This is a genomic window from Tistrella arctica (assembly GCF_039630945.1).
In the GTDB taxonomy this organism is placed as follows: domain Bacteria; phylum Pseudomonadota; class Alphaproteobacteria; order Tistrellales; family Tistrellaceae; genus Tistrella; species Tistrella bauzanensis.
In genome coordinates this window covers 299,187-322,864 of record NZ_JBBKTV010000001.1, presented here as the reverse complement: position 1 = coordinate 322,864, position 23,678 = coordinate 299,187, and the positions used below count along the sequence as shown (strand labels likewise).

19 protein-coding genes and 1 riboswitch are annotated in these 23,678 nt (G+C 68.2%); of the genes, 10 read left to right on the top strand and 9 right to left on the bottom strand.

Annotated features, from left to right (window positions below; genetic code table 11):
- Positions 1-181: 181 nt before the first annotated feature.
- Positions 182-404: riboswitch (cobalamin riboswitch) on the top strand.
- Between the two features lie 110 nt (positions 405-514).
- The 5 genes from WG924_RS01440 to WG924_RS01420 all read left to right on the top strand — a co-directional run bounded on the left by WG924_RS01440 (position 515) and on the right by WG924_RS01420 (position 7,973).
- Positions 515-2,446 carry a TonB-dependent receptor plug domain-containing protein gene (locus WG924_RS01440; protein ID WP_345931036.1) on the top strand — a complete coding sequence of 644 codons (1,932 nt, stop codon included), beginning with the start codon at positions 515-517 and terminating at the stop codon, positions 2,444-2,446.
- A gap of 26 nt (positions 2,447-2,472) precedes the next feature.
- Positions 2,473-3,966: a cobyric acid synthase gene (locus tag WG924_RS01435; RefSeq protein ID WP_345931035.1), complete on the top strand. Its 1,494-nt coding sequence runs from the start codon at positions 2,473-2,475 to the stop codon at positions 3,964-3,966.
- Positions 3,963-5,057 (top strand): threonine-phosphate decarboxylase CobD, encoded by a 1,095-nt coding sequence (gene cobD, locus WG924_RS01430; RefSeq protein WP_345931033.1) that lies wholly within the window; start codon positions 3,963-3,965, stop codon positions 5,055-5,057. Before WG924_RS01435 ends, cobD begins: the two co-directional genes overlap by 4 nt.
- A 138-nt stretch (positions 5,058-5,195) precedes the next feature.
- Positions 5,196-6,872 (top strand): glycoside hydrolase family 17 protein, encoded by a 1,677-nt coding sequence (locus WG924_RS01425; RefSeq protein WP_345931032.1) that lies wholly within the window; start codon positions 5,196-5,198, stop codon positions 6,870-6,872.
- 165 nt (positions 6,873-7,037) lie between these two features.
- Positions 7,038-7,973, top strand: coding sequence for a cation diffusion facilitator family transporter (locus WG924_RS01420; protein WP_345931031.1), 936 nt, complete (start codon positions 7,038-7,040; stop codon positions 7,971-7,973).
- A gap of 3 nt (positions 7,974-7,976) precedes the next feature.
- Here the strand turns inward: WG924_RS01420 and WG924_RS01415 are convergent, their stop codons facing one another.
- Positions 7,977-8,999 carry a helix-turn-helix domain-containing protein gene (locus tag WG924_RS01415; protein ID WP_345931030.1) on the bottom strand — a complete coding sequence of 341 codons (1,023 nt, stop codon included), beginning with the start codon at positions 8,997-8,999 and terminating at the stop codon, positions 7,977-7,979.
- 174 nt (positions 9,000-9,173) lie between these two features.
- Here WG924_RS01415 and WG924_RS01410 point away from each other — a divergent pair, with 174 nt between their 5' ends.
- The 3 genes from WG924_RS01410 to WG924_RS01400 all read left to right on the top strand — a co-directional run bounded on the left by WG924_RS01410 (position 9,174) and on the right by WG924_RS01400 (position 12,719).
- Entirely contained in the window at positions 9,174-10,490 is a 1,317-nt protein-coding gene (locus WG924_RS01410; protein WP_345931029.1) for a spinster family MFS transporter, read from the top strand.
- Between the two features lie 27 nt (positions 10,491-10,517).
- Complete coding sequence (locus tag WG924_RS01405) at positions 10,518-11,690, top strand: M24 family metallopeptidase (protein ID WP_345931028.1); 1,173 nt, start codon at positions 10,518-10,520, stop codon at positions 11,688-11,690.
- 147 nt (positions 11,691-11,837) lie between these two features.
- Positions 11,838-12,719, top strand: a complete 882-nt coding sequence (locus WG924_RS01400; protein ID WP_345931027.1) for a pirin family protein — start codon at positions 11,838-11,840, stop codon at positions 12,717-12,719.
- Between the two features lie 28 nt (positions 12,720-12,747).
- Here WG924_RS01400 and aguA read toward each other — a convergent pair whose 3' ends face one another.
- From aguA to WG924_RS01385, 3 genes are all read right to left on the bottom strand, one after another.
- Entirely contained in the window at positions 12,748-13,884 is a 1,137-nt protein-coding gene (gene aguA / locus WG924_RS01395; RefSeq protein WP_345931026.1) for an agmatine deiminase, read from the bottom strand.
- Positions 13,885-13,920: 36 nt separating this feature from the next.
- Positions 13,921-14,997, bottom strand: coding sequence for a glucokinase (locus WG924_RS01390; protein WP_345931025.1), 1,077 nt, complete (start codon positions 14,995-14,997; stop codon positions 13,921-13,923).
- 85 nt (positions 14,998-15,082) lie between these two features.
- Positions 15,083-16,012: a LysR family transcriptional regulator gene (locus WG924_RS01385; RefSeq protein ID WP_345931024.1), complete on the bottom strand. Its 930-nt coding sequence runs from the start codon at positions 16,010-16,012 to the stop codon at positions 15,083-15,085.
- Positions 16,013-16,173: 161 nt separating this feature from the next.
- On the opposite strand from WG924_RS01385, the gene WG924_RS01380 reads away from it, so the two are divergent.
- Positions 16,174-17,064: a DMT family transporter gene (locus WG924_RS01380; RefSeq protein WP_345931023.1), complete on the top strand. Its 891-nt coding sequence runs from the start codon at positions 16,174-16,176 to the stop codon at positions 17,062-17,064.
- Here WG924_RS01380 and WG924_RS01375 read toward each other — a convergent pair.
- Positions 17,039-17,302, bottom strand: a complete 264-nt coding sequence (locus WG924_RS01375) for a hypothetical protein (RefSeq protein WP_345931022.1) — start codon at positions 17,300-17,302, stop codon at positions 17,039-17,041. The genes WG924_RS01380 and WG924_RS01375 overlap by 26 nt on opposite strands.
- 452 nt (positions 17,303-17,754) lie before the next feature.
- On the opposite strand from WG924_RS01375, the gene WG924_RS01370 reads away from it, so the two are divergent.
- A complete protein-coding gene (locus tag WG924_RS01370; protein ID WP_345931021.1) occupies positions 17,755-20,427 on the top strand; it encodes a glycosyltransferase in 2,673 nt (890 codons plus the stop codon).
- A 104-nt stretch (positions 20,428-20,531) separates the two neighbouring features.
- On the opposite strand, the gene WG924_RS01365 is transcribed toward WG924_RS01370, so the two are convergent.
- Genes WG924_RS01365 through WG924_RS01350 form a run of 4 tightly spaced genes read right to left on the bottom strand, consistent with a single transcriptional unit; the run spans position 20,532 to position 23,526 of the window.
- Complete coding sequence (locus tag WG924_RS01365; RefSeq protein WP_345931020.1) at positions 20,532-21,665, bottom strand: energy transducer TonB; 1,134 nt, start codon at positions 21,663-21,665, stop codon at positions 20,532-20,534.
- Positions 21,662-22,090, bottom strand: a complete 429-nt coding sequence (locus WG924_RS01360; RefSeq protein ID WP_345931019.1) for an ExbD/TolR family protein — start codon at positions 22,088-22,090, stop codon at positions 21,662-21,664. Before WG924_RS01360 ends, WG924_RS01365 begins: the two co-directional genes overlap by 4 nt.
- Entirely contained in the window at positions 22,087-22,494 is a 408-nt protein-coding gene (locus WG924_RS01355) for an ExbD/TolR family protein (RefSeq protein WP_345931017.1), read from the bottom strand. Before WG924_RS01355 ends, WG924_RS01360 begins: the two co-directional genes overlap by 4 nt.
- Positions 22,495-22,512: 18 nt before the next feature.
- Positions 22,513-23,526: a MotA/TolQ/ExbB proton channel family protein gene (locus tag WG924_RS01350; RefSeq protein ID WP_345931016.1), complete on the bottom strand. Its 1,014-nt coding sequence runs from the start codon at positions 23,524-23,526 to the stop codon at positions 22,513-22,515.
- Between the last annotated feature and the right edge of the window lie 152 nt (positions 23,527-23,678).

The window sequence follows — 23,678 nt, the reverse complement described above, 5'->3', positions numbered from 1 at the left end:
TGAACGACCCGCGTTTCCCTGGAATACCCACTCTCTATCCCTGAGACCTGCTCTCTCCCTGAGACTTGGGCCCTGAAGGCCTGGCGTCGCATCCCGATGGTGCGACGCCATTTTTTTGGCCGCTGCCGATGCTGCGTTCCACCGGCCGATGGATGGCCCCTTGTCGGCGGTGGATGCGGTGTCTATGGTGCGCGGCGACGGTTTCGCGCCCAGGTTCTGTCTGTGCGCGGATGAAGAGGGAATGCGGTGCGGCAGGGCCAGCCCCTGCCAATGCCGCGGCTGTACCCGCAACTGTAGGCGGAGAGCACCACCCGATCATGCCACTGGTAACCATGGGTTGCCGGGAAGGCCGGGCGGTGCATGGACCCGCAAGCCAGGAGACCTGCCGTCAGCCACCCGTGTATCGAGGCAACCACCGGACGGGTCTGACCGGTGGAGCGGCGGCATCTTTTCTCTGCAAAGAGCCGCCAGCCGCGTCGATGCGCTTTGGCCATCGTCATTGCGGGACCGCTCGATGCACACCTCCCGGCGCTATCGCCGTATCAATATCCCTACCCGCCCATCGACCGCAGCCCGACTCGTCGCCGGTGGCGCGCTTGTCATTCTTCAGGGCCAGCTTGCCATCGCACCGGCCCGGGCCGACGAGGCGTTGTCGCCGCTGGTGGTCAGCGCCACCCGGACGGCCGTGGATCCGGATCGCATCGGCAGCGCCGTGACCGTCATCGAGGGCGACAGCTTGCGGCAGGCCGGCACGGTGTTCGTGGTCGATGCCCTGCGCCGGGCGCCGGGGGTGAGCTTCAGCCGCACCGGCGGCCCCGGCTCCGCCACCAATCTCAGGCTGCGCGGCACCGATGACAGCCAGACCAAGATCCTGATCGACGGTGTGGAAGTGAACGACCCCGCCAGCGCCAGTGGCGGGTTCGATCTGGGCCGGCTGCTCGCCGACGATGTCGACCGTATCGAGGTGCTGCGCGGCCCGCAAAGTGCGCTTTATGGCGCGGATGCCATTGGTGGCGTGGTCAATATCATCACCCGCCGCGGCCTGAGGGATGGCGGGCACGGGGTGGAGGGCGATGCCTCGGTCGAGGCCGGCGCCTATCGCAGCCAGCGGGTCAGCGCCGCCCTGCGCGCGGCTGGCGCCGGCTGGGACGCGGCGATATCCGCGGTCGATTTCCGGACCGAGGGTTTTTCGCGGCTGGAAGGCGGCCGCGAGGATGACGGCTTCACCGGCACCCAGATCGGCCTGTCCGGGGGCGTGACGCTCAGCGACATGCTGGCGCTGGAAGCCACGGGCACGGCGGCGCGGACCAGCGCCGATTTCGATCCGTCGAGCAATCCCGAAGCGCCGGGCACCAATGATGCCCTGAGCTATAGCGGACGGCTGACGGCGATCGCCACTCTGGCCGACGGTCGGGTGGAGAACCGGACGACGCTGTCGGGCGCGCGGCTCGATCGGGAGTCGAACAACCCCCTGTCGCGTTTTCAGGCCCGTACCGAATTCGATGGCGTGCGCCAGGGCATCGAGACCCAGACCGATATTATGGTCGACGATCACGACGACATCCTGACGCTCGGCCTTGGCACCGAGACCGAGCGCGCCACCATCCGCGACGCCCGCGCATTGGGCGATCCGGTCACCACCACGCTGAAGGCCGATGCCACGACCACCGCGATCTTCGGCCAGTATCAGGCCGGCTTATGGGATCAGGTGTATCTGACCGCCGGCCTCAGGCGCGACGATCACGACGCCTTCGGCGCCAGCACCACCTGGCGGTTCACCGGCGCCTGGGTGATTCCAGGCACCGGCATCACCCTGCGAGGCAGCCTGGGCACCGGCACCAAGGCACCGTCGCTGTACCAGCTTTATCACCCGACCTATGGCGACGCCTCGCTGGATGTCGAGAAGAGCTGCGGCTATGACCTTGGCATCGAACAGAGTTTCCTGGAGGAACGTCTGACCCTGGGCGCCACCTGGTTCCGCAACGACATCCGCAACATGCTGAGCTTCGACAGCGCCGCCAGCCGTTATCGCAACACCGCCCGCGCCCGCACCGAAGGCGTCGAGCTGTCGGCCAGGGCCACACCGGCCGACCTGCTGTCGCTTCAGGCCGCCTATACCTATCTGGAGACGACCGATCTCGATACCGGCGGGCCGCTGCCGCGCCGGCCACGCCACAGCCTGTTCGCCGCCGCCGATCTCTATCCATGGGATGGCAGCCGGATCGGGGCCGAGGTGACCCATGTCGGCGCACAGCAGAATTCCGCCAGCCGGCCCACCAAGATCCGTCGCTATACGGTGCTGGGGCTGAATGGCGACCAGCGGTTGACCGACAGCCTCACGGCCTTCGCGCGGCTCGACAATGTCTTCGACGTCGACTATCAGGAAGTGGATGGCTATGCCACCCCTGGTCGCAGCGTCTATCTGGGCCTGCGGGCCACGTTCTGAGACCGCCGATCAGGAGAGCTGCAATCATGACCACCGCGCGCTGCCTGATGGTGATGGGCACCGGGTCCGATGTCGGCAAATCGCTGCTGGTTGCGGGCCTTGCCCGCATCGCCCGCCGGCGCGGGCTGACGGTGCGGCCGTTCAAGCCACAGAACATGTCCAACAATGCCGCCGTCACCGCCGATGGCGGGGAAATCGGCCGGGCGCAGGCACTTCAGGCCCGCGCCTGCGGTGCTGTGTTGAGCGTGCACATGAACCCGGTGCTGCTGAAACCGCAGACCGATATCGGCGCGCAGGTCGTGGTTCAGGGCCGGATGGCCGGCACGGCGCGCGCCGCCGAATACCGCGGCTGGCGCGACCGTCTGATGCCCAGGGTTCTGGAGAGCTTCCATATCCTGGCCGATCAGGCCGATCTGGTGCTGATCGAGGGTGCGGGATCGGTTTCGGAGGTCAATCTGCGTGCCGGCGATATCGCCAATATGGGCTTCGCCACCGCCGTGCAGGCGCCCGTGGTTCTGGCCGGCGATATCGACCGCGGCGGGGTGATCGCCCAGATGGTCGGCAGCCACATGCTGTTGCCGCCCGATGAGCGCGCGCTGATCAAAGGCTTTATCATCAACCGGTTCCGGGGCGATGTTCGCCTGTTCGATGGCGGGCTCGACGAGATCCGGCACCGCACCGGCTGGACGGCTTTCGGTGTCGTCCCCTGGCTGCCGGCGGCGGCGCGGCTGCCGGCCGAGGATGCGGTCGCCCTGGACACCCCGGGCGATCCCGGCCCCGGGGGCCTGAAGATCGCCGTGCCGATGCTGTCGCGCATCGCCAATTTCGATGATCTTGACCCGCTGAAGCTGGAGCCGCAGGTGGCCCTGACCATGGTGCCGCCCGGCCAGCCGCTGCCGGTCGCCGATCTGATCATCCTGCCGGGCAGCAAAGCGACGATCGGCGATCTGGCCTTCTTCCGCGCCCAGGGCTGGGATATCGATCTGGCCGCCCATGTCCGGCGCGGCGGACGGGTGATCGGCATCTGCGGCGGCTATCAGATGCTGGGGCGCAGCATATCCGACCCTGAGGGCATCGAGGGCGAGCCCGGCAGCGTCGCCGGGCTGGGCCTGCTCGACATCCACACCCGGCTGGGTGGCGATAAATCGCTGATCGAGGCGGCCGGCACCGACAGGATCACGGGGGCCGCGGTCCAGGGTTATGAGATGCATATCGGCGTCACCACCGGCCCCGATTGCGCGCGCCCGATGCTGGCGCTGATCGGTCAACGGGAAGGACCGGCGCGCGACGACGGCGCCGTGGGCCATGACGGACGGGTGACCGGCTGCTATCTGCACGGCCTGTTCGGCGCCGATGGCTATCGGGCCGCGCTCATCGAGGCGATGACCGGCCGAAGGCCGGCGCCGGTCGATTACCAGCACTCGGTCGAACAGGCGCTGGATGCCCTGGCCGATCACCTTGAGGCCAGCCTGGACATCGAGGCGCTGTTCGCCGCCGCCGCCCGGCCGGTGCTGCCATGACCGGGACGGCACCGGCGGGGCGGGATCATGGCGGCGGGCTGACCCGGATGATGGCCCGCTATCCGCATGCACCACGGCCCTGGATCGACCTCAGCACCGGCATCAACCGGAACCCCTACCCGATTGATATTGCCAATGATCTGGCGGATGCCTGGACCCGGCTTCCCGATGACGACCTGATCCGGCCCTGCATTGCCGCCGCCCGCCGCTTCTATGGCGCCGCATCGGATGATCACCTGTGCCTGGGCCCCGGATCGCAGGCGCTGATCCAGGCCCTGCCCTTCGCCGTGCCGCGCGGCCGGGTCGCCGTGCTGGGGCCCACCTATAACGAGCATGGCCCCGCCTGGCAGCGCTCCGGACACACGGTCTGCGTGGTCACCGACCCCGCAGACCTCACAGCCTCCGGTATCGATACCGCGCTGGTCGTGAACCCGAACAATCCCGACGGCCGGCTGCACGCGCCCGACATGTTGATGGATCTTGCCCAGGTGATGGCGCGGCGCGGCGGCCGGCTGGTGGTCGACGAGGCCTTTGGCGAGACCGCCCCTGCGGCATCGGTCGCCGCATCGGCCGGGCCGGCGCTGATCGTGCTGAGATCGTTCGGAAAATTCTTTGGTCTGGCGGGGTTGCGGCTGGGTGTTGCGATCGCCGATCCAGCCGTCGCCGCGGCCATGGCCGATCATCTGGGGCCATGGGCGGTGTCGGGCCCGGCCCTGGCCGTCGCGGCGCAGGCCTATGGCGATGCCGGCTGGGCCGCACGAACCCGAGACCGGCTGGCGTCGGATGCCCGCCGCCTCGACCGGCTGCTGGCGGGGGCCGGGCTTAAGGCCGTTGGCGGCACCGATCTGTTCCGCACCGTCGATGCCGGCAGCCGCGCCCGGGCGGCCACCATTCTGGCGCATCTGGCGGCGCGGCATGGTATCCTGATCCGCGACTGGCCGGCGGCCGTCACCATCCCTGAACAGGCCGGCTGGCTGCGCTTCGGCATCCCCGCCCATCATGTCGCCGACGCTATCGGCACGGGCGGCCTGGACGAATGGCAACGCCTCGCCGCCGCCCTCGCGGATGCGGCAATGCACACGGACGGCTGACAAGACACGCGGTTTCCGCTAACGATGATCGGCCGGAGTGCAGCGGACGAGGGGGTCGTCTGCGTCCGGTGCCCGCCCCCGGCCCGGCTCGCGCCCCGTCCGGACGGGCCGAGCTTGGCCAGGGAGAGCCCTTGAGCGATGTCGTCGCGCCTGATCGGACTGGTCGCCTTTCTTGTCACCGCCGCGATCGCCTGGGGCCTGTGGTCCTGGACGAATGCGCCGGTGGCCCTGCCCGATGTGCCGAATGCCCATGTGGCCTGCACATCCTATGCCCCGTTCCGCGGCCGCCAGACGCCCCACAATGTCGATTTCGTCGCCCCGCCCGCCCAGATCGCCGAGGATATGGCGATTCTGAAATCGGTCACCGACTGCGTGCGGCTGTATTCGGCACGCCAGGGGCTGGAAGAGGTGTCGATCCAGGCGGCCCAGTTGGGCATGAAGGTGCTTCAGGGCATCTGGATCGGTGCCGATCCTGCGAACAACCAGCTTGAGATCGATGCGGCGCTGGACGTGGTGGACCGCAACCCGGATGCGATCCGGGCCGTGATCGTGGGCAATGAGGTGCTGCTGCGGCGCGAACAGTCGCCGGAGCGTCTGCGAGAACTGATCCGCAGCGTGAAGGCGCGCACCGACAAGCCCGTCACCTATGCCGATGTCTGGGAATTCTGGCTGCAGAACCGGGAGCTGGCCGACGAGGTCGATTTCGTCACCGTCCATATCCTGCCCTACTGGGAGGACGAGCCGGTCTCGGTGGACGACTCCATGGCTCACCTGCGCCGGATCATCGCCGAGGTGAAGGAGGCCTTCCCCGGCAAGCCGATCATGATCGGCGAGACCGGCTGGCCCAGCGAGGGCCGCACCCGCGGCCCCGCATCCCCCGGTCTGGTCAATCAGGCCAGGTTCATCCGTGAATTCATTCCGCTCGCCCGCAGCATGGGGGTCGATTACAACCTGATCGAAGCCTTCGACCAGCCCTGGAAACGGGTGCAGGAAGGCACCGTCGGCGGCCATTGGGGTCTGGTGGATGAATTCCGCGACCAGAAATTCCCCCTGACCGGGCCGGTGGTCGAGATGCCGCACTGGTACTGGCTGGCGGCCGGCGGCATCTTCGTTGCCGCCATGCTGATGCTGATGGCAGGGCGCCGCCGTCCTGACCGCTCGATCGAGGAACATGTCGGTCGCGAGATCCTGGGCTGGACCGCGGCGGTCAGCGCCGCACAGCTTGCCGGGGCGACATTGCTGCTGTCGGTCGACCACCTGTCGCTGGTCAATCGGGGCCCGGTGGAATGGACCTTCGGCATCGGTCTGTGGCTGCTGTCGGCGGTGACGGCCGTGGTGCTGGCCCGGCGCTGGGCGGGGCGTGCCGAGATGCGCATTCAGCCCGCCCCGGTTCATACGGTGCTGAGCGCCCTGCGCATGCCCCATAAGGCCCGTTGGCTGGGAACAGACGACGAGGCACGCGCCTTGCGCCATGGCCTGCTGCGCGGGCTGGCGGCGGTATCCGTCGCCATCGCGATGATCGGGCTGGCGCTGGATCCGCGCTACCGCGACTTCCCGATCGCCACGTTCCTGATACCGGCGCTGGGCTGGGCCGTGGACGCCCTGATGCCCGTCGCCGGCCGGGCCCGCACCCCGCGCCTGACGCTGCCGGTCGAAGAAGCCCTGCTGGCCCTGATGGTCGGTGGCGGCGCGGTCGCGGTCGCCGTGGCCGAGGGTGCCGAGAACGGCGAAGCGCATGTCTGGGCGGTCATCGGCCTGCTGTTCGCGACCGGCCTGGCGATCGCGCCCCGACGCGGTCCGGCCGGCGAAGACTGATCCCGGCCCGGCAGCGGCGGCCATATGAGCACCCCACGCCGGAGGCGATCTTTCACCTGCTGATGAAGGATCATTGGTCCATCCGGGGCTGCGGACTGGAAAGCTGCGCGCGGTTGCGCAACACTGTCCTCATGACGTTACATGCCCGTTGGCCCGGAGTTCCAAATGACCCCATTGTCGCCCGCGGAGAGATCCCGTGAACGCGCCGTTGCCATCGCGGTTCTGGCCGATCTGGCCTTGTGCGGCCCTTTCGTGGCCGTCGCCATATGGTCGGGCTCGCTGACCATGATGGCCGATGGCGTTCGCGGCACATTGCTGATCTGTGTCGGGCTGGTGTCCTATACCACGCTGCGCAACATCAACCGCCGCCGCACGGGCAATTTCGAATACGGCACCGCCAAGCTGGAACAGGCGGTCTCGATCCTGATCGCGATGATACTGGTGATCGCCGCCTGTTTCATCCTCTACAAACTGGCAACCAAGGTGCCGGCACCGTCGGAGACCGGCACCGCTGCCTATCTGGCGACATTCTTCGTGACCTTCAATCTGTTCCTGAACACCGGGCAGCTACTGTCGTTGCGCCGGGCGGCCCGCGATGGCGCCTCGATCATCGTGCGGTCGCAATACCGGGCACGCTGGGCCAAGACCATCGGATCGGTGGTGGTGGTGGGCTGTGTGGCCATCGATCAGCTGGGCGGCGACATGATGCTGTCCTACTGGGCCGATATGGTCGGCTCCACGGCGGTTGCGATCATCATGCTGGCCACCACCTTCGGCATGCTGAAGGAAGCCATGCCCGATCTGCTCGACCGGTCGCTGGCCGAACCGATGCAGATGGAGATCAACAAGGTTCTGGCGCAGTTCTTTAACGACTACGACGATCTGGTGCGGGTGCGCAGCCGCCGGCTGGGCAACGGCGCCGAAATCGAGATCACCCTGACCTTCGAAGGCGATCGCAGCTTCGCGGCTGTCGCCGAGGTCATGAACCGGATGCGCGCGGCGCTGGCCGCGGCCCTGCCCGATGCCCAGATCGTGCTGGTCCCGCTGGCCAGCCGCCATGGCGGCAGCCAGCCGGCTCCATCCGTCGCGGCGCCCGCCTGATGATCATGGGGCATCGTCCCGACCGTCCACCGGTGGACGGTCGGCGGTTGGCGGATGCCCGAAAACGGCGCGATAGGCCCGGCTGAACGCCGTCTGACTATCAAAACCCGCAAGGGATGCGACATCGACCAGGGCATGGCGGCCACCGCGGATCAACCGTCGCGCCTCCTGCATCCGATGCATCTTTCCATAAGCATGGGGGCTGCACCCGAAGCGATCGATGAACCCCTTCGCCAACCGGTTGTGGCTGATGCCCACCCGTTGCGCCAGGGTGCGAAAGCCGGGTGGTTCCGCCAGTTCCCGGCGCAGGATATCGGCCGCGCGTTCGATCTGCATCTCGTGGCGCAGCGACGACGGCACGGCCACACCAGCGCCACGCGGCTGAGCCGCGGCGGCAAGCAGCCGGCTTCCTTCCAGCACCAGTTCCTGAAGCTTCAACACCTCATAGGCGTCACGCAACGCCCCCGATGGGAAACTGGCGCCCAGCAGCGCGTCCATGACCCCATGCACGGCAGGGGTCATGGGGGCGCTGAGCCCGAAGGGCGCCGCCTGTTCCCCCGCCACCAGCCGCTGAAGGGCCGGCGGCCGGGTTGTCGGATCGGCAAACAGCATCGACACGGCATGAGCGGGCGGGATCCAGAACCCCGCATAACGCAAGGGGCGCCCGGCGCGCCAGCGCCGTACCTGCCGGCTGCCGGCGGGAAAGATCCCGGCATAGAGATTGCCACCGCCATGCGCCTCGGGGCCATGAGCGGTGATCCGCCGCCGTCCGCCACCAGCCTGAACGAACTGCAGGCCCAGCGTATTATCCATCACCACCCGCAGGATGACGTCACTGGTCAACCGGCCGTTCAGAAACCACGCGATGATGTCGCCCGGCAGCACCACGAAACGGCCATGGCCGGTGAACGGCGCCTGCGCCATTTCCAACGCGCCGCTCTGCACAAGCTGGGTGATCGCGCTCTGCCGCCACCAGCCACCATCAGCCGCCAACGTCATCGTCGTTATGCCGGTCGAACCAGCCATGACCATGTCCCCCCTGCACCTCGTTGCATTCTGTCAGAGATCTGGGCATGACGAGGGACGATTTGCAATCGATTGCGGACAAGGCGGACAGACCGGCCACACGACCGCCCGCTAACCTGATGCCCGACCCTCGCACCACACCAATCGACAGAACACACGATCAGGGGCGGCTTCATGACCACACCAATCGGGGCACCCGCCGCGGGCACCCCCTCGGCGCCCGTCGCCACAGGCGCGGGCCTGGCCCTGCTCATGCTGGGCATCATCAATCTTTTCAACTATATGGATCGGGTTCTTTTCTCGGTTCTGCTAGAGCCGATCAAGCACGAGATGGGGTTCAGCGATGCGCGGATGGGGCTGCTCGGCGGCTTCGCCTTCGCGCTGTTCTATGCGGTGTTCGGTCTGGCCATGGGCCGGCTGGCCGACCGGTCGAACCGGGTTCGGATCATCGCCGTATCGCTGGCTCTGTGGAGCCTTGCCACCGCCGCCTGCGGGCTGGCGCGCGGCTTTCCCAGCCTGTTCGCCGCCAGAATGAGTGTCGGCATCGGTGAGGCCGGCTGTGTGCCCTCGGCCCATGCTCTGATCGGCGATCTGTTTCCACCGGAACGGCGCGCCTGGGCGGTGTCGGTGTTCACCGGCATCGGCTCGCTGGGCAGCATGATCGGTCTGGTGCTGGCAGCGGCACTGGTCGCGGATCATGGCTGGCGCCAGGTGTTCTTCTATTTCGGCATCCCGGGCCTGATCCTGGCGATCGTGGTGCCGCTGGTGATGCGCGAACCGCCGCGGGGCCGCTTCGACAGCACTTCCGCAAACGTCGCCGCGCCCGGCCTCAAGACCGCGCTCAGTCAACTGTTCGCCAACGCGGCCGTGCCGCATCTGCTCATCGCCATCCCGTTTTTCTATGTCACCGTTGGGTTGTCGACCTGGATTCCGGCCTTCTTCCAGCGCGCCCATGGGGTGACGATCGCCGAATTCGGCCGCAGCGGCGGCGTGGCGCTGGGGCTGGGCGTGCTGATCGGCACCTTCGCCGGCGGCTGGCTGGTCAACCGGCTGATGCGGCGCCACAGGGCCTGGGAGTTCCGCCTGCCCGCCCTCAGTGCCCTGGCTTCGGTGCCGCTCTTCGCCGCGACCTTCCTGATCGACGACACCAACTTCGCCTATGGCCTGTTGTTCCTGGGCTTTCTGGTCTCCGGGCTGGGTATGGGGCCGGCGATGTCGTGCATGCAGGTGGCGGCCGGCCCGCATGTCCGGGCAACTGCCGTCGCGTTGATGGTCTTTGCCACGGCAATCGTCAGCTATGGCGGCGGCCCGGCGCTTATCGGCCTGATCAGCGATCTGGCACTGGCCTATGGCCTGGCCGGCGATGCGGCGACGGCGCTGCGCATCGCCCTGATCCTGGGGCTGATCCCGCCGCTGGCGAGCGGCCTGTTCTTTCAGGCCGCCCTCGTCCGTCAACGTCGCACCACCCCAGCCCTGAGAGCCCGGCCCTGAGAGCCCGCCCCTGAGAGGATGACAGCCATGGCCCTGCCCGACGCCATCACCACCCCGCCATCCACGGCCGAGCTTCTGAACCGGATCACCGCCCTGCGGGGCGGGCTCGATACCGGCCGGTTCGATGCCATGGTGCTGACCAGTCCCGACAGCATCTACTACCTGACCAATTTCGCCAGTTTCGTCCATGAGCGTCCGTTCATCCTGGTGGTGACGGCAGCCGGCTCCCTGCACTTCGTGATCCCGAAGCTGGAGGCGCCGCATGTGCTGATCAGAAGCATCGGTGCCATCGACCCGGTGATCTATGACGAGTATCCGGCCCCGGCCGGCCGGGGTTGGGATGACCGCCTGCTATCGTTGCTGCCCGGCGCGGCGCGGCTGGCGGTGGAGCCAGACTGCCCGCTCTTCGTCGCCGAGCGCCTGCGGACAGCCGGCATGCAGGTGGCATCATCGCCACTGGTCGAGGATCTGCGCATGGTGAAATCCGCCTATGAAATCGGTCGGTTGCGCCATGCAGCCGATCTGGTTTCCGATGCTCATGCGCGCCTGCTCGCCATGGCGCGGCCAGGGCTGCCGATGATCGAGATCCACGCGACCCTGTCGCGCGCGATGACCGCCGCGGCCATCGCCGGCAATCCGCATCTCAACCTGCTGGCCTGCGACTTCGCGGCCGTGGCCCAGCCCCCCCGGCTGTCACACGACCCCCACAACTTCACCGACCTGTTCATGACCCTGGAAACGGGTGGACCGCATGTTAGCGTCATCGCCTGCCGGGCCGATGGCTATGCCGCCGAGTTGGAGCGCTGCTTCTTTCTGGGCGACGTTCCCCCGGCCGCGCAGGCGCCCTTCGCGGCGATGATGGCCGCGCGCGAGACGGCGTTCAGCCTGTTGAAGCCCGGCGCCTCAATGGCGGCCATCGACCATGCGGTGAATGCCGTGATCACCGACGCCGGCTATGGCGACCGGCGGCTGCATCGGACCGGCCATAGTTTCGGCGTCACCGGCCACGAGGCACCGTTCCTGGCGGACGGTTATGATCGCACCGTCGTGGCCGGACAGGTGTTCAGCATCGAGCCCGGCATCTATATCGACGGCATTGGCGGCTTTCGCCATTCCGACACGGTGCTGGTGACCGAGACCGGCTGCCTCTCGCTGACCCGTGCGCCTGACCAGTTGGAGGCGCTGGTCGTCGCGATCTGATCGTTTCCAATGCGTGCACTGATCGTTGCGTCAGTACCCCCTACGGAAACAGTGGCGGGGCGCCTATCTTCCGTTCTGAGCATGATGCCGGGCCGAGCGCGATACACCGGCATCACGATTTTCGGACCAGAGGAAAGGCGACCCGCCATGACCGCCACCATGCCCAACACGACCACCACCGCCATCGGTCGCCGGGTGACCAAGGTCATCGTCGGCCGTCCGGCATCGGATGGCGACGGCGTCAAGCTGACGCGGGTGATCGGCCAGCCGGCGCTCGACATGCTCGATCCGTTCCTGATGCTCGACGAATTCGGCTCCGACGACCCCGGTGCCTATATCGGCGGCTTTCCGGCCCATCCCCATCGCGGCTTCGAGACCGTGACGTACATGCTGGCCGGCCGCATGCGCCATGCCGACAATGCCGGCCATGCTGGGGTTCTGGTGCCGGGCGGCGTGCAGTGGATGTCGGCCGGCCGCGGCATCGTTCATGAGGAAATGCCCGAGCAGACCGAGGGTCTGATGCGCGGCTTTCAGTTGTGGGTGAACCTGCCCGCGTCGGAGAAGATGAAGGCGCCGGCCTATCGCGAATTCGGCCCCGACAGCATTCCGGATGTGCCGCTGCCGGATGGTGCCGGCCGGGTGAAGGTCATTGCCGGCACGGTTTTCGGCACCAGCGGCCCGGTGGCCGGGGTTGCAAGCGATCCCTTGTATCTGGATGTGGCCGTCACCGCCGGCGGCAGCGTCGACCTGCCGGTGACGGCCGGCCATGCCGCTTTCATCTATGTCTATGAAGGCGCGCTCAGCGTGGGCGCCGGGACGGAGGCCAGCCCGCTCGCCACGCGCCGGCTGGGCGTGCTGTCGGGCGATGGCGATGTCCGGCTGCGCAATGACGACGCGGCCACCGCCCGCGCCATCCTGGTCGCGGGCCGGCCGATCGGCGAGCCGGTGGCCCGCTATGGTCCGTTCGTGATGAACACCCAGGCCGAGATCATGCGGGCGATCGACGATTATCAGCGCGGCCGGTTCTAACCGGCGCCAACGGCCCGATCACGGTCGCTCAGGCCGCACCGGGCCGGCGTCGCGCCGGCACCTGCTGGGTGATGCAATGGATATTGCCGCCACCCAGCAGGATCTCGCGCCCCGGCACACCCACCACCTCCCATCCCGGACAGGCGGCGGCGATCGCATCGGCCGCCGCCTGATCGCGGGCATGGTCGAGCAGCGGCATCACGATCCGCCGCCGCCCGGCGCCATTGGCCCCGCCATTGGCCATGTAGAAATTACAGTAGGATCCGGCCATGCGGTCGCCCGCGCGGCGCGGCTGGCTGCCGGCCACGATGTCGACGCCCGCCGCCTCGTCGGCGGTGATGGTGAGCGGGCCGGGCTGATGGATGCGGTGGATGGCCAGGCGGCGGCCGCGGGCATCGCGCGCCTCGGCCAGCATCGCCTCGGCCTCTTCCGAAACCGCCCGCTGCGGGTCGGCCATGTCATCGGTCCAGGTCAGGCAGATCACGCCGGGTGCCGGCACATGCAGCAGATTGTCGACATGGCCGGTGGTTTCGTCCAGATGCACCCCGCGCGGCAGCCAGATCACCAGATCCACCCCCAGCGCCGCCTTCAGCGCCGTCTCGGTCGCATCCCGGCCCAGCGCGGCATTGCGGCCCGGCGAGAGCAGGCATTCGGCGGTGACAAAGGCTGTTCCCTCGCCATCGACATGAACGGCGCCGCCTTCCATCACGATCGGTGCCCGCCAGACAGCGGATGCCTCGATGCCGGCAATCTTGGCCGCCACCTGATCATCGCGATCCCACGGAAAATACAGTCCGTCGATCAGGCCACCCCAGGCATTGAACCGCCAGTCGACCGCCATCCGGCCGCCCCGGTCGTCGATCACAAAGCTGGGGCCGGTGTCGCGCACCCAGGCGTCATTCGTGGTCATCTCCACCACCCGAACGTGGCCGGGCAGCCGGGCGCGGGCATTGGCCCATTGCCCGGCCGAGGCCGCGACCGTCACCGGCTCCACGGCCGCGATCGCGGTCGCCACCGCCGTGAACGCCGCCTGCGCCGGCTTGGCGCCCAGCCGCCAGTTGTCGGGCCGCTCGGGCCAGATCAGCCAGCAGCCGTCATGCGGGCCGAACTCGCCCGGCATGCGGCAGCCGGCCGCGGCTGGCGAGGGCATATCCTGCGCTGTCATGGTCATCGGCCTCCGCGGGCGTGGGACGATTCAGGGTCAGTCGAAAACCGGGCCGGCGGGACGTGCCGCCCGGATATCGGCGATACGGGCCAGGCCGATCAGGGCCAGATCATCTCCCGCTGGGGCCAGATCAAGCGGAACATCAGCAAGATAGCTGGAAAACCGCCCCTTGCTTCTGAACCGTGCGGCAACGACATCGCGGTCGAACAGCCGGCCCAGACCGTGGAGCAGATCGCCGGCCAGCACCACGCCGCCACGGGCGCCCGTGGCAATGGCAAGGTCACCGGCCGCCGCCCCCACCCAGCCCGAGAACAAGGCGAAGCCCGCCTGCGCCGCGTCGTCGCCGGCCAGGGCCGCCGCCGCCAGTGCCGGCGGATCCATCGTCAACGCAGCGCCGCCGATGCCCGGCCCCGACAGATCGCGTGCGGCAGCCACGGCCGCCACCAGCCGCCCCAGCCCGTGCCCCGACACAAGATCCTCCAGTGAGACATGCGACATCACCCCGGCAACGCCCGGCAGGGCGCGCGCGGCATCGATCACCGCCCATTCGTCGGCGGTCTCTGCCGCCAGGGCGATATGGCCGCCTTCCGCCGGCACCACCTGCGGCAAGGCATGATGGCCGGGCAACAGCAGCGCGGTCCCGAAGCCGGTGCCGATGCCGATCAGCAGGCGCGGTGCCGCGGCATCGCCGGCGCCGGCGAGCAGATGTTCGAAACGGTCATCCGGCCGGTGGTCGCCGGCGCCATCCCCGGGTTCGGTCATCACGCCAAGCCCGGTCGCCTGCGCCATCAGGTCGTTGACCACCGCCACGGATGGCAGGCCCAGCCCGGCGCCCAATATGCGCGCCTCGATGGCAAGCCCGGGCCGGTTGGTCAGCACGGCGGCGCCACGCGCGCCATCGACCGGGCCGGCGACACAGATCGCCGCCGCCTGCGGCACGGTGCCCACGGCCTTCAACCAGGTGCCGCGCAGGGTGGCCGCGAGATCGGTGATATCGGCGGTGGCAGCACGGCCGATCATGGTCAGGCGCCCGCGGCGATCGCGGCGGGCAATACGCAGATTGGTGCCGCCAAGATCCGCCACCAGCACGTCGGCCGGTTCTGGCCGACGCAAGTCCCCGGCTCCATCGGCGGGGCGGACGGCCGCAGGCAGCGGGCCGGACCGGAAGCGCGGGGTCTGCGGCATGAAAGGGCGTTCCTCAGGATGATGATGCCGGAAGATCTCGATCGGGTTCATTGATAGCGTCCGGGGACGGTGCTGCAAAGTCCGGGCGTTCGGAAAGCGCCCGCCGGGCCGCGCGCGCCACCACCTCCATCACCGCCCGCACCGCCGGCATGCGCGCCATATCGGGGCGCGCCACCAGCCATACCGGCCGGTCGGGCGGTACCGGCGCCTCGGGCAGCGGCACCAGCCCGCTGCCCGGTCCGCACATGTAATCCGGCAGCACCGCAATGCCCAGACCGGCGGCCGCAGCGGCGCGCTGCACCTCGATGCTGTCGGATTTCATCCCGACCGGCATATGGCCCAGAGCCTCGGCCATCCAACGTGCCAGAGCCAGGCCTTGAAAGCCACGATCCCAGCCGATCAGCGGCACACGGCCACCGGCCCGGATCGTCTCCAGCCGGTCGGGGCGCAGATACAGGTGATAGCGGATGCGCCCCACGCGTCGCATCAGCAGGCCCTGCGCTTCGGGCCGGACCAGCCTGAGGGCCAGATCCGCCTCGTGCTTCAGCAGATCGAGCCGCAGCGCGCTGGCCAGCAGTTCCACGGTGATCTCGGGACGACGGGCCGCAAGCTCGGCCAATGCCGGTGCCACCAGATAGACCGCCAGGGTATCGGCGGTGGCCAGACGGACATGCCCCGACAATGCCGCCGCCTCGCGCTCCAGCCCCGAAAGGGCCTCGGCGACCGGGGTCAGACGGCGGGCGAGCGCGGTGCCGGCCGCGGTCGGCAGATAGCCGCCGGCGCCGCGGGCGAACAACACCACATTCATCGCCGCCTCGATCGCCGCCACCCGCCGGCCGATGGTCGCCGGGCTGCTGGCCAGCCGGATGGCGGCGCCGGACAGGGTGCCGGCCTCGAACACCGCCTGCACCACCTGCAGATCGTCCCAACTGATCCGCGCCATCATCGGCCCCCACGCTGCATCGGCCCCCACGCCGCAACCGATTTTCAAAAATGAAAAACCGATCATTCATATCTGTGGTACCAGCCCGATACCGCCGAGGGCAAGATCCGGGCGACCGGCGGCCACGAGCCTGCGGCCGCCGCCAACCGGAGATCCGCCACATGCCTGTTCAAGCCGGATTGCTGCTCACCGCCCTGCTCTGGGGCGCCACATTGATCGCCGCGCGCATCCTGGTGCCGGATACAGGCATCTATGGGCTGGGCTTCTGGCGCTTTCTGATCGCCGCCGCCGTGCTGCTGCCGCCGCTGCTGATCCACCGCCGCCTGCACATCCGATCCCTGCTCCGCGACGGCGTGCCATTGGCGCTGATGGGGGTGATCGGCGTGTTCGGGTTCTCGTGGTGCCTGTTCACCGGCCTGCCGATGACCTCGCCGGTCAACGCCGCGCTGATCATGACCCTGAACCCTGCGCTTGCGGCCTTGTTCGGCGGGCTGATGGGTGCCGGGCTGCCCGGCCGCCGACTGGTTGCCGGGCTGATGCTGGGCATGGCCGGCGTGGCATTGGTGTCGGTGCCCGACCTGGCCCATCTGGCGGCGCTGCGCGTCAACCCCGGCGACGGGCTGATCCTGGCCGGCAATGCCGGTTGGGCACTCTATGGCGTGCTGGCGCGCCTGCGCCTGAAGGCGACACCGCCCGACATCGCCACCGCCGTGACCATGAGCCTGGGCGCGTTGTGCTTCGCCATTGCGGCGCTGGTCGCGGGCCATGGCGCCGAAATCCTGCCGCCGGCGCCAGGGCTGTGGCCGCTGATCGGATTCCTGGCCATCGGCGGCACGGTCCTCACCTATGTCTGGTGGACGCGCGGCGTGATGGCGCTGGGGGCCGCGCGGGCGGCGCTGGCCTATAATCTGGTGCCGGTGGCGGCAATGGGCTTCACCTGGGTGCTGTATGGCACGGCGCCGCTGCCGGCCCAGATCGCCGGCGCGATCCTGGCAGGTGCGGGCCTCATGATCGCGACCGGATTGTTCAGCCGCGCGCGCGCATCAGCCTGAGCGACGCAAAGACGGCCGCCGGGGCCGCGGCCCCGGCATTATAGAGCGCGAAGGCGAAGATCGAGAGCACAAGCCCGGCCAGCGCCAGGTTGCGGCCCAGCGGATGCGTCACCAGCAGCGCCGCCACCGACACGATCAGAGCCAGCCCGCCGAAGATCCCCAGGTTGAACGCCTCAAGCAGCAACTGGCGTGGGCCGCACCACAAGGGGCGGCCATCGGCGAGGCAGGCCCACGTCAATGTCTCCGGTTGGACCACCTCCACCCTCAACCACAGGGCCGTCAGCACGGCTGCGGCGATGAGAAGGCCGGCAAGGGGCATAAACAGGGCCGAGGGATGTTCCCGGTACATATCTTGACACATGGCTATGCGTGATCCGCCGTTGCGTGCCTTGGCACTGAGCATATATAACTCGTAACCGACGCAGGGCTGCGTCGCCTAGAAAAAAAGAACGGTTAGACGAGGACGTGTCGGGTGTGGCGACGCCCGGTTCTCTGAGGCAAAGCTGGAAGTAAAGAAACGGTTACGACACCTTTAAAAGGGTGTGATCCGTTGGCCCGATGACCAGAAAATCGTTGGGCACAGCCTTTAAGTCCACTTGAACATCGACTGGTTGGCTCATGGCGTCCTCCATTCCGGGGTACGCCGTTTTTCTGTGGCATCACTTGGGACGCTGGATCGTGCCGAACGACATGCCTGCTGAACCGACCATGAAGACGCGTGGCAAGACGCGCGGCTGGATCGGCGCTGTTGCCGTAACGGCCGTCATTGCGCTTGGAAACGTCGCCTTCTGGGCTCTTCCGAACCAGCACGAGCGGGAACTCCCGGCGGTCACCGAACCGCTGCTCGGTGCTGCCTATTCCCCTTTTCGTCCAGAGAACGACCCCAAGGCCGGCGAGGAACCGACACTTGATCAGGTCCGCGAGGATCTGTCGCTGGTGGCCACCACGTTCCGCGAGATCCGGACCTATTCCAGCCTCGGCATTCAGGGCCAGGTGCCCGCGATCGCGCGTGAGCGCGGCCTGAAGGTGACGATGGGGTCGTGGCTCGACAAGGACGAGGCCAAGAACGACCGCGAGATCGAAAGCCTGGTTCAGGGCGCCCGCCGCAATCCAAACGTCACCCGCGTGCTTGTGGGCAACGAGTCGGTCCTGCGCGCCGACCAGACGGTCGATCAGGTCATCGCCCGGATCCGTCAGGTGAAAAGCCAGGTCCGCCAGCCGGTGTCGACCGCCGAGCCGTGGCATGTCTGGCTGGAGCATCCGGAACTTGGCCGTGCCGTCGATTTTCTGGCGATCCACATCCTGCCCTATTGGGAAGGCCTGACCGTCGATCAGTCGATCGAGCATACGGTGGCCATGCACAACCGTCTGAAGCGGATGTTCCCGGGCAAGCCGATCCTGATCGCCGAGGCCGGCTGGCCGTCGGATGGCCGCGCCTTCAATGCCGCCCAGCCGTCGCTGGCGCAGGAGGCGAAGTTCATCCGCAAGCTGAACGCCCGCGCCAAGGCCGAAGGGATCAGCTTCTATCTGATGGAAGCCTTCGATCAGCCGTGGAAGCGGTATGACGAAGGCGGCGTCGGTGCCTATTGGGGTTACTGGAACGCCGACCGGCAGCCGAAATTCGACCTGACCGGTCCGGTGGCGCCGCTGCCGGCCTGGCCGGCGATCGCGCTGGCCGCCGCCCTGATCGCCCTGCCGCTCAACCTCTATTTCCTGGGGCGTCGCCGCGACGTGTCGTGGACGGGCCGGATCGCCTTCGTGGCGCTGGTGCAGGCCTCGGCCGGACTGGTCGCCTGGGTGGGCTATCGCTTCGCGGTCCAGTATATGGACATCTCGGGCGCGGTCGCCGGCGGCGTGCTGGCGGTGATGATGGCCATGCTGGTCATCCTGCTGCTGTCGCAGACGCTGGAATTCGTCGAGGTGCTGTTCGCGCGTGGCCGCAAGCGGCCGAGCGAGCCTGTCGAGACGGCGCCGGACGGCTTCAAGCTGCCCAAGGTGTCGATCCATGTCCCGGCCTATAACGAGCCGGCCGACATGATGCGCGAAACCCTGGCCGCCCTCGCCCGTCTGGATTATCCGGATTTCGAGGTGCTGGTCATCGACAACAACACCAAGGACGAGGCCGTCTGGCGCCCGCTTGAGCGAATCTGCGAAGAGCTGGGCCCCCGGTTCCGCTTCTTCCATGTCTCGCCGCTGGCGGGCTTCAAGGCCGGCGCCCTGAATTATGCGCTGCGCAACATGGCGGATGATGCAGAAGTCGTGGCCGTCATCGACGCCGACTATGTCGTCTCGCCCGACTGGCTGCGGAAGATGACCCCGCATTTCGCCGACGAGACCGTGGGTTTCGTTCAGTCGCCGCAGGATCATCGCGACTGGCAGGATCACCCGTTCAAGGCGGCGACCAACTGGGAATATGCCGGCTTCTTCGATATCGGCATGGTTCAGCGCAACGACCACAACGCCATCGTCCAGCATGGCACCATGACCATGATCCGCCGCGCGGCGCTGGAAAGCGTCGGTGGCTGGTCGGAATGGTGCATCTGCGAGGACACCGAGCTTGGCCTGCGCCTGATGGAGAACGGCTGGAGTTCGGTCTATTCGAACCACCGCTTCGGCTGGGGTGTCACGCCCGACAGCTTCATGGCCTATAAGAAGCAGCGCTTCCGCTGGGCCTATGGCGGCATGCAGATCATGCGCGCCCATATGGGCCGGATTATCGGCCGGACGCCATCGGCGCTGAAGCCGATGCAGAAATATCACTTCCTGTCCGGCTGGGCAGGCTGGGCCGCCGATGCGATCGGGCTGATCATCGCGGTCATGTCGGTGATCTGGGGCGCACTCGCCATCGCTTTCCCGGCGATCGTGGAACTGCCGTCCTCGCTGTTTGTGGTGCCGGCGCTGGCGGGCTTCGCGATCCGCACCATCCACATCATCGGGCTCTATCAGGGTCGGGTGAACTGCTCCATCGGCAACCGTCTGGCCGCCTGCCTGGCGGGTCTCAGCCTCAGCTTCACCATCGGCACCGCCGTGCTCTATGGTCTGATCACGCGCCATCTGCCGTTCTTCCGCACGCCCAAGGCCGAAAACCAGCCGGCGCTGATGCAGGCCTTCCAGATGGCCCGCAACGAAACCATCCTCGCCGTCTCGCTGATCGGCGTGGCGATCGGTATCTCGATCGTCTATGCACCCTTCGTCGAAAGCCGGTTCTGGGTCACCCTGATGCTGCTGCAGGCTGCCAATTATGGCTCAAGCCTGGTGATGGCCCTGGTGGCCGCCCTGCCCGCCCGCAAGGCACGCAAGGCCGCCGCTGCCGCGACGATCATCCCCAATCCGGCCGACAGCACCCAGCATTCGGCCGCCTGAATCGGGCAGCCACTGCCGGCTCTCCCCGGCGGCAGCTCGAACAAGACCTCCGGCATCCCGTGATGCCGGGGGTCTTTTTTCGTCGTGCAGTTCCTGCAGCCGGCTCAGTTCAGCCGGAAGACGATCGGGATCACGAAGGACTTCCGTCCCTGCTCCAGAATCTCGGGCGGCGGCGGCGGGAATGGCGACGCGGCCTCGATCATCCGTTCGGTTTCCCGATCGAGCGCGCTGATCCCCGACGGCCTGACGATGCGCCACGACACCACCTGGCCTTCGCCATCCAGCGAGAATTCCAGCTGCACCGTGCCCTGCTGGTTGCGCAGTTGCGCGGAGCGCGGATAGCGGCGATGGCGCTCCAGCCAGCCCATGACACGCGCGTTATAAAGATCGACCAGCTTCGGATCAGCCGCACCAGCGGCACCTGCCTGCCCGCCACCCGGAAGGCCGGGTGCACCGGCAGCCCCGGCGGCGCCGGCAAGCTTGCCGGGCTGACCGGCAGCCTGCAGGCCGGTGGCGCCCTCCGCCTCATCCGGTTCCGCCGCGGCGCCGGCACGGGGGGCCGGTGCGGGCTTCGGGGCCTCGACGCGCGGTGCCGGTTTGGGCCGCACGGGCGCCGGCGGTGGCGTCGGCTTGGCGCGCGGCAACACCGCCGCCATCTGCCGCACCTCTTTCGGCGTCGGCTCGGGTTCTGGCTCCGGCTCGGGTTCCGGTTCCGGCTCGGGTTCCGGTTCCGGTTCGGGCTCAGGCTCGGGTTCCGGCTCCGGTTCGGGCTCAGGCTCGGGTTCTGGCTCCGGTTCGGGTTCTGGCTCCGGTTCGGGTTCCGGCTCCGGTTCGGGTTCTGGCTCCGGTTCGGGTTCCGGCTCCGGTTCAGGTTCGGGAACCGGTTCTGGAAGCGGCTGAGGTGCCGGCTCCGGCTCGTCGGGCGGCGGCAGTTCTTCGGGAATCGGTGGTGCTTCCGGTGCCGCGGGGGCCGCCGGCGTCACTTCCGGTGCGGTATCGGCTGCGGCATCGACGCTGCCACCGCCCTCGCCGCCCTGGCCGCCATCGCCACCGGCACCGCCAAAGCCGATCACGATTGCGACTTCGCCCGGCAGGCCGGCGGGCTCTGCCGGCTGGTTCAACAGCCACAGCGCGCCGGCACCATGCAGTGCCACGGCCGTCACCATTGCCACCGTCATAGCACCACGCCCTGGCGCGTCGGTCGGATTGCGCCGGGTCTTGTTGCGTGGATCACTCATTCCGGCACCCGCTGAACCAGAAGCACCACGCCGGGAAAGCCGGCGGCCCGTGCCGCCTCCGTGGCCGCGATCACTGTGCCGGCTGGCGCACCGGCATCGGTTTTCACCGCCAGCGGCTGCAGGGGCAGGCCGCGATCCGCAGCGCCCTGAACCGTCAGCGCCAGCCGCTCGCTCAACGCGTCGATGGTGACGGTCTCACCATCATAAGCCATGCGACCATCGGCACCGACCAGCAGCACCCGCCGGCCATCGGCCGCATCCTTGCGAGCCTCGGCGGCGATGCGGGCCGGCTGGATACGGAAGGCATCGCCCGCGGTGATGGTGCCGGCGACCATGAAGAACACAAGCAGCAGGAAGACGACATTGATCAGCGGAATCAGCGCATCGTCTGAATTCCGCGCACGGGAGGTCTGCCGCAGTCTCATCGGGCCCGCACCTCGACCGAGGCCGCACCGGCCGCACCGGCCGCTTCCAAGGCCGAGACCACCGCCTGCATCGGCGCCGCCTCGACCGGGCGGACATATACCTTCAGAGCCGGGTTGGCCGCCGCACGGGTCGACAACCGCGTGCCCAGCGCATCGGCGGCAATTGGGGCGCCGTCGAGCTGCAACTGGCCATCCGCGGCCACCGCGATGACGGCGATGTCACTGCGGCTGGCGGTCTGCGCCGGCGGCGAGGCCACAGGTTCGGGCATGACGATCTCCAGCACCCGCCAGTCGGCAAGTGAAGATGCCAGCATGAAGAACAGCAGAAGAATGAACACGACGTCGATCAACGGCGTCAGTCCGATGGCGAGCCCCGAACGACGATGCTTCCGGCTGAGGCGCATGATGTCAGGCCCCGGTCATCAGGCCGAGGGGCCGGCCGCGCGCGCGGTCCGCAATTCGGGCGCAAGGCCTCCGGCCATCGGGCGATGGCTCATGGCCATGGGTGCCACCGGCCGTGCCAGATCGCGGGCAACGAACAGCCGGGTTGCCGCATCCTCGACCACATGCGCCGTGCGATCCACCCGCCGCTCAAGCCAGGCGTGGGCGAGCACGCAGGGAATGGCCACGATCAGGCCGACGGCCGTGGTCAGCAGCGCTTCCCAGATACCGCCCGACAATTGCGACGGATCGACCGCCGAGCCTGCGGTTTCCAGGGTTTGAAACACCGTGATCATACCAAGGACGGTGCCGAGCAGGCCCAGCAGCGGCGCGATGCCGCCTACAAGTTCCAATGCGCGGAGATGGCTGCGCAGGGTCTCGACCCGCGCAAGACCGATGCGCTCCGCCTCTTCCCGCAGTGCCGCTTCGGGCACGCCCGAGACGCGGCCGTCGAGAATGGTCCGGATCACGTCGACGCCCGGATGGGTCACGCCATCGAGGGCGGCCCGGCCCTGGTCGGGGCCCTCGCGAACCGCGCGGTCGACCGCGCGGTTCAAACGACGCCCGGACCCGACGCCGGCGCGGGCGAAATGCCAGATCTTGAGCAGGATGATCGCGGCCCCGATCACCGACAGCACGCCCAGAACACCAACCACCGGCCCGCCCGCAATCAGCAGATCCAGTGTGGAGGAGCCTGTACCGCCATCGGCTTCGGTGGTGGCGACCGTGTCGCCCGGTTGCGTGAAACCGGTCAGGTCGGTGGCGCCGGCCGTCATGCCGGCCTCTGGCGAGCCGGTTCCCTGCCCCTGTGGCAAGCCCTCGGCGCCGGTCGTGGGGCCGGCGCTTGCGGGTGCCGGACCGGCGGCAGCCGGCATCGGGGCGGAAGCTGGCGACGGGGCGGAGGCTGGCGTCGGGGCGGAAGCTGGCGATGGGGCACTGGCAGGCGCGGCGGTCAGCGGCGGCGTGGTCGCGGAGGTCTGGGTTTCCGTGCTCATTCGTCAGATGTCTCCGGGACTTGATCGGCTGGACGTCGCGTCGGACGCTACACCCAAGTTTACGCGATTGCAAATCATTCGCGACGACAGCGCGCGCGCCATCTGCGGGCGCCGTGACCGCGGCCCGAAGTGGTTGAGATATAGAGTATCAT